This window comes from Mesorhizobium sp. M7A.F.Ca.US.007.01.2.1, from assembly GCF_003998165.1.
GTDB classification, from domain to species: Bacteria; Pseudomonadota; Alphaproteobacteria; order Rhizobiales; family Rhizobiaceae; genus Mesorhizobium; species Mesorhizobium ciceri.
The window spans coordinates 1-4,868 of record NZ_RZQP01000342.1; the positions used below are offsets into that span (position 1 = coordinate 1).

Here is a 4,868-nt window from a genome sequence, read left to right on the forward strand (position 1 = left end):
GCGCAAGGCCTGCCAGACGCGCTGCTGGAACGCCGTGCCGCGGACGTCGAGCGGCAGGTCGAGGCCGAGCGCCGGAGCCTCGACGAAACCGACGACGCGGGCGACCAGCGCCTCGTAGTCGCGGTCGCCACCGATCAGCCGTGCCCTGGGGAAACGGTCCTGCAGGTCGCGCACCAGCGCGTCGGGATCGTCGCCGAGCAGGATCGAGGCGACGCCCTTTTGGCTGGACGCGACCAGGATGGTGCCGAGCGAGGTCTCGCCAACGGCGAAGCGGATCTCTTCATGGGCGCCGCCGGCGCGATAGCGCGTCGGCGTCATGCCGAGCATACCAATGGATTTCTCATAGAAACGCCCGCTCGAATTGAAACCGGCATCGTAGATCGCAGCCGTCACGCTGGTGCCGTCTTCCAGGCCCTGGCGGACCCTGGCGGCGCGGTGCGCGGCGGCATAGTCCTTCGGCGTCAATCCGGTGACCGCCTTGAAGATGCGGTGGAAATAACCGGCGCTGCGGCCGGCGGCATCAGCCAATTCAGCGAGCGAGGGTTCTTCCTCGCTCTGCTCGATCCTGCGGCAGGCAGCGGCGACCATCGCCGCGTTGCCGGCCTCGAGCGACGGGCCATGTGGATCGCAGCGCCGGCACGGGCGAAAACCGGTCGCCCTGGCCTGGTCCAGCGTGTCGTGCAACTGCACATTTTTCGGATTGGCGCGCCGAGACGGACAGGAAGGCCGGCAATAGACGCCCGTCGTCGCCACCGAATACCAGAACTCGCCGTCGGCCGATTTGTCGCGCGCGACGATGCGCGCCCAGCGCGGATCGTCGGTGATTTGCAGCGGCGCGGACTTCAGATTCTTGGCCAGGGTGATGAACATGACCGCATTGAAGCCACCACAAGCCGGCCCCGCCACCCGTTTCCTGACAAGTGCCTGGAGAACCTCACCTGCCTTTCCCAATTTGGGAAAATCCTCTTGTTCCCAATTTGGGAATTTGCTATATCAGGTCATGCAGATAATTGCCAAGAAGGCGCTGAAGGATTTTTGGGCAAAACACAATCAGGCCGAAGCTCCTTTGACGGCTTGGTATGTGGCTGTCGGGAATGCTGATTGGAAGACCCCGGCTGACGTCAAGGATGCGTTTGGAGCGACAGTTGATTTCGTCGGTGACAATCGCATCATTTTCGACATTAGCGGCAACAAGTATCGTTTGATTGTCCACGTCGCCTACAAGTTTCACCGCGTTCTGATCAAATTCGTCGGCACGCACAAAGAGTATGACAAGATTGATCCGGAGAAGGTGTGATGGAAAACATTCGACCCATTAAGACCGTCGCCGATTACGATTGGGCGATCGCCGAAATCACTAAATATTTCGAAAATGAGCCGGAGGTCGGCTCTCTCGATGGTGACCGGTTCGACGTTCTCGCAACCCTGATCGAGGCTTATGAGGATAAGCACTACCCGATTGAAGCACCGGATCCCGTTGAAGCCATTCATTCGCACATGGAACTGTTCAACCTGTCGCGGAAGGCGCTGGCCGAGGTGATCGGATCATCACCCCGGGCGACCGAGGTGTTGAACAAAAAGCGCGCACTCACCCTGGATATGGTCTTCAAACTGAACAAGGAATGGAAAATTCCCGCCGAAGTCCTCGTGCAACCCTATCACCTTGCAAATGACAGGGGCCGCAGGCGCGCCTAACATGCACCGATTCTCCTAAGCCGCGCGCTTGGGTTCCACCGCGAATGGGCTGAGGCCGAGCCAGGTCTGCATCTTCCTGCCGATGGCCTGGTCGCCGGTCAGGGCAACCCTGGCGCCGGCCTTCTCGACGGTCAGCACTCCCATCCAGATCGCCGTCATCGTGTGCAGGTCGGTCGAGACGTAGAGATCGACATCGAAGCCGGGATCGTACCAGCACAGATCGACCTCACCGTGCTTCTCGACGATCAGCCACCACGACCGTTTGGACGCCGGGAGATCCTGATACAGGAATTGTATCACCGTGCGCCCTTCAGGCAGCGGCGAGGGGTTTAGATTGCGCCGCATGTCCCACATCAGCAACGACGGATCGAGGTTCTTCAGCGACAGCCGGGACTCGACCCATTTCTGCCCCCAGAAGCCCATCGCCTCGACGACAGGACGCAAATCCCGGCCGGCTTCCGTCAGCCGATATTCGAAGATGCCTTTTTCGCCCGGCACTTCCTTGCGCTCGACGATCCCGGCGATCTCAAGTTCCTTCAGCCGTTGCGACAGAAGGGTCGGCGACATTTTGGGGACGCCGCGGCGAAGATCGTTGAAGCGGGTCGAGCCGGCCACCAGTTCACGCATCAGCACCATGGTCCAGCGGGTGCACAGCACCTCAGCGGCCATCGATAGCGGGCAGAATTGTTTGTATCCGTGCTGGCTCATGATTGGTGCCTCTCCCTCAAACCTGACCGAATATTAGGCCTTCATGAATGAAGCGGCCAGTACGGAAACTGTACTGCCCCGGTACAGATCACGGACTGGTTGGCGAGGGTCCTGCCATGCGAGCCTTTTGGCCGGTTGCACGGGATACGCCTGTGCACCGCAACCAGGAGACCACCATGACCGCCTACGTTATCGCAGACATCAAGATAAACGACCCGCAGTGGGTGCCGGCTTACGCCGCCTCGGTGCACGATCTCGTCCACAAGCATGGCGGCAGATATCTGTCGCGCAGCGGCAATGTGAAAACGCTTGAAGGCAAGCCGCTCGATACCACGCTAATCGCGCTGATGGCGTTCCCATCGGAAGCGGCGGCGCGCGCCTTCACCACCGATCCTGCCTACGCGCCCTTCGTCTCGGCCCGTCAGGACGGCAGCGACAGCCGTTTCCAGATGATCGACAACACCGATCTGGCCGGAACGATCCCGTATCTGCCGAAGGGATGATCCTTTTCGGTAGCCGTTACATCAATTTCGGGATCTCCAAGCAACAACAGCCACAGCGCTTGCCTGCCGGGCCTCCGTATTTTCGGCGGCCGGCCAGCTGTGCTTTTTCAAGAAGAATGGAATGAAGATGATATCAAACTTTCGCAGCGGACTTCTTATGGCGGGGACCATGCTGGCAATCTGCACCACCCTCGCGCAGGCGCATCAGGAGCCGGCTGAAGCTGCCTCCGGCCCCAACCCGCTGGCCGACAAGGTGCGGGCTGTCAACAGCCGGTTTGTCGACGTCAAGGCAGCGGTATCAGAGGGCTATGCGCCTATTCCTTGTGCCAGCGGCATCACCGGCGGCGCCATGGGCATCCACTATGTCAACGGCCAGTATCTGAAGGACGACAAGATCGACATCGCCCGTCCCGAAGCTGTGATGTACGAGCCGATGGCCGATGGCACGCTGAAGCTGGTGGCGGTCGAGTACATCACTTCGAAAGGACCGGCATCGTTGGACGGCCAGCTGTTCAACTTCAACAACGCCCCCAACCGCTATGGCCTGGGTGAATTCTACGAGCTGCATGTCTGGGCCTGGAAAGGGAACCCGACAGGCACGTTCGCCGACATGAATCCGAAAGTGTCATGCGAGCACGCAATGGCGCCGAGCCAATAAGCAATGAGGCCAGGCGGCATTGACGCCGCCTGGCCCGACGATCGTTTTGCCTGATCGCCTCAGGCGGTCTTGATCAGACCGAGCTGGGTGAGGGCGGCGACGCCGTCATCGAGGCCGATTTCCTCGACGATCCTGCCGTCAACCACCTTCAGCACCGTGGTGCCGGTGAAGCGCATGGTGCGGCCGGTGGCGGCCGGCAGCGAACCGACGAGGAAGTCGCCGAAGGCTGGGCCGGTATGCGTGCCGCCGCCCTCCCACTGGCCGACGACATAGTCGCCCTCGGCAATCAGGTCGGCGGTGGCCCAGAAGTTGAGGTCCGGGAAGGCGGCGCGGAAGTCGGTCATGAAGGCCTTGATGTCGTCGCGGCCGCGGCGCGGCTCGTGCAGCGAATATTTCAGCAGCATGTCGGGTGCCGCGATCTCGTCGACGACGGACAGATCGCAACGTTCACCCCAGAAGTGGGTGAACCATCTGACGACGACGGCCTTGTTGTCTTCTTGCTTGGTCATGGGGAGGTCCTTGTTGTTGTCGTGCATGGGATCATCGGCGCCGCCGATGATCCAGGGGTCACCGGCTTGCGCCGCTGACCTGGGCAGCAGTAGGACGATCCGCCAGACACAAAACTCCGGTTCCTGCCGGCCAATCGAAAAGGCGGGTTCGGCGCCGGGCAGGGCCGCCTGGGCCGAAACCCGTTCCGCTGAGCCCAAGCATGGCTGCCCCGCCTCAGCTAGACCCTGGAAATCGGATGGCCACGGGAGAAGGCGATGGCAATGAAGAAGACCTATGAAAAGCCGAGGCTCGAGAAGCGCGAAAGACTGTCCGGCGTGACGGCGGGCAATGTCGTGTCGTCGACCTGGGGAAATTGACGGCTGCCTGGAGTAGTTCGGTACGGCCTTGATGAACAGGGGCTCCCAATCAGACGTCGACAACTCCGCCCGCGCGGTAACTGTTTCTTCTCTGGTTTTGCCGCAGATTGCGCCGCGGTGGAGCAGGCGAAGCAGACGATGGCGCGTCAGGGTAAGAAAAGTCGCAATGGAACGTTCTGGGCAAAAGCCCTGGAGCGCGCGCATCTTGGCGTCTGGGACTGGGATCTTGTGACCGGCGACTGCTTTTATTCCGCGACCTGGGCGCGGATGCTAGGCTACGATGAGAGCGAACTGGCCAACACCAGCGACCTTTGGCTGCAACTGACCCATCCCGACGACCGCGAGCGGGCGCTGGCCAGCGGCGACCGCCACATTGCCGGCCTGACCGACGCCATCGAGACCGAATTGCGGCTGAAGCACAAGCAGGGACATTGGGTG

General features: G+C 61.2%; 9 protein-coding genes. 6 read left to right on the forward strand and 3 right to left on the reverse strand.

Annotated features, from left to right (window positions below):
• Positions 1-870, reverse strand: an 870-nt coding sequence (locus tag EN949_RS33020; RefSeq protein WP_164782620.1) for an Ada metal-binding domain-containing protein, incomplete at its 3' end; no start/stop codon positions are given.
• Positions 871-1,000: 130 nt separating this feature from the next.
• On the opposite strand from EN949_RS33020, the gene EN949_RS33025 reads away from it, so the two are divergent.
• Together EN949_RS33025 and EN949_RS33030 are read left to right on the forward strand one after the other, a co-directional pair.
• Entirely contained in the window at positions 1,001-1,297 is a 297-nt protein-coding gene (locus tag EN949_RS33025; RefSeq protein ID WP_013530736.1) for a type II toxin-antitoxin system HigB family toxin, read from the forward strand.
• Positions 1,297-1,695 (forward strand): type II toxin-antitoxin system HigA family antitoxin, encoded by a 399-nt coding sequence (locus tag EN949_RS33030; RefSeq protein WP_127367261.1) that lies wholly within the window; start codon positions 1,297-1,299, stop codon positions 1,693-1,695. Before EN949_RS33025 ends, EN949_RS33030 begins: the two co-directional genes overlap by 1 nt.
• Before the next feature lie 15 nt (positions 1,696-1,710).
• On the opposite strand, the gene EN949_RS33035 is transcribed toward EN949_RS33030, so the two are convergent.
• Positions 1,711-2,403: a helix-turn-helix domain-containing protein gene (locus EN949_RS33035; protein WP_024501641.1), complete on the reverse strand. Its 693-nt coding sequence runs from the start codon at positions 2,401-2,403 to the stop codon at positions 1,711-1,713.
• Between the two features lie 176 nt (positions 2,404-2,579).
• Here EN949_RS33035 and EN949_RS33040 point away from each other — a divergent pair, with 176 nt between their 5' ends.
• Both EN949_RS33040 and EN949_RS33045 read left to right on the forward strand, forming a co-directional pair.
• The gene (locus EN949_RS33040) at positions 2,580-2,906 is read left to right on the forward strand and encodes a DUF1330 domain-containing protein (RefSeq protein WP_013530739.1); all 327 of its coding nucleotides are present in this window, start codon (positions 2,580-2,582) and stop codon (positions 2,904-2,906) included.
• A 121-nt stretch (positions 2,907-3,027) separates the two neighbouring features.
• A complete protein-coding gene (locus EN949_RS33045; protein ID WP_196815378.1) occupies positions 3,028-3,564 on the forward strand; it encodes a hypothetical protein in 537 nt (178 codons plus the stop codon).
• A gap of 59 nt (positions 3,565-3,623) precedes the next feature.
• On the opposite strand, the gene EN949_RS33050 is transcribed toward EN949_RS33045, so the two are convergent.
• On the reverse strand, positions 3,624-4,073 hold the full coding sequence (locus EN949_RS33050) for an ester cyclase (RefSeq protein ID WP_024501639.1): 450 nt from the start codon (positions 4,071-4,073) through the stop codon (positions 3,624-3,626).
• Positions 4,074-4,328: 255 nt separating this feature from the next.
• Between EN949_RS33050 and EN949_RS33055 the strand changes: the two genes are divergently transcribed.
• Together EN949_RS33055 and EN949_RS33060 are read left to right on the forward strand one after the other, a co-directional pair.
• Entirely contained in the window at positions 4,329-4,430 is a 102-nt protein-coding gene (locus tag EN949_RS33055; RefSeq protein ID WP_013530742.1) for a hypothetical protein, read from the forward strand.
• Between the two features lie 138 nt (positions 4,431-4,568).
• Positions 4,569-4,868 (forward strand): PAS domain-containing protein (locus EN949_RS33060; RefSeq protein ID WP_164782621.1); only part of this gene is annotated, 300 nt, incomplete at its 3' end.